Below are 998 nucleotides of genomic sequence, written 5' to 3'. Positions count from 1 at the left end.
TATGTCCATTAGCGACTACCTTCTACTTTTTAGCATGAATTTTGTCCATTACACCATAAACTCCTATTGGCAGCGACTGTAGAAAGCCTTGGGACAGAAGATTTAAAAACTACGATTTCTCTACATAACATTCAGTCATTACCTTTATCACCATTCTTTTGGCTGGATGAACATTTACTTCAACACCTTTTAGAGCTGAACCTGCTCTTATTGGTTCCTGAAGATAATTTCAAATATATTAATATCAATGGGGAACAGGAGTTAGAGATTGATTATCAACGGGCAACTTTTGAGTTCGCCTATGACATTGATGATCTCAATAAAGTAATGATTGCTGCTAAATCGAAGAAAGACATCCATGCTTTAGTCGCCGATAATCAGTTTAGAATTTGTTGTAAAAATATACAACTAGGTGAATGTTTAAATTATTTGACCACTAGATCAAGATTAAATAACTTAGATCCGTCTATTACTGAGAAGTTGCTTAGCCTTTTTAGATCATGTTTGGCAGAGAACTCTGTATCGGTTATGCACTATGTAATATATAGAGCAGTTGAAATGGCTGCTAAATCCTCTCAAAAACCAAATACTACTCAGAAACATCCATCAAGTTCTATTTCCAGCCATATAGAACGAGTTTTCGGTCAGATATCTACGGGCGTATGTCGGCGCCATAATTATTTTCGAGACGATAGCCACCCGCAGTCTGCTATGACTAAGTTGTTTTTTGATTATGTATTTGGAATGGAGGATTGCGGTTTTTACTACACTCTAGATGAGTTATTTAATCTATATACATCGCAGCATGCTCTTGAGCATGTTAATTATACGGTACTAGGAGGTGCGAAGAACATTAATTATACTGTAATAACTAACGACTTAGAGATCAAACGTTTTTAAAACAAGGCTCTGTTTTAATAATGTGTTGATATAACACATTAGAAAATGGTAAAACAACCCTACAAGCTATGATTTATAAGGGTTTAACTATGTCAACC

1 protein-coding gene is annotated in these 998 nt (G+C 35.2%); it reads left to right on the top strand.

The window, feature by feature from the left end; genetic code table 11:
- The first annotated feature begins 66 nt into the window (after positions 1-66).
- Positions 67-900, top strand: coding sequence for a hypothetical protein (locus EI162_RS14295; protein WP_192524962.1), 834 nt, complete (start codon positions 67-69; stop codon positions 898-900).
- Positions 901-998 lie beyond the last annotated feature (98 nt).

The organism is Psychrobacter sp. FME6 (genome assembly GCF_014861365.1).
GTDB lineage: Bacteria > Pseudomonadota > Gammaproteobacteria > Pseudomonadales > Moraxellaceae > Psychrobacter.
The sequence above is the reverse complement of the archived record's forward strand: the minus strand, read 5'-3'. Positions and strand labels throughout refer to the sequence as shown.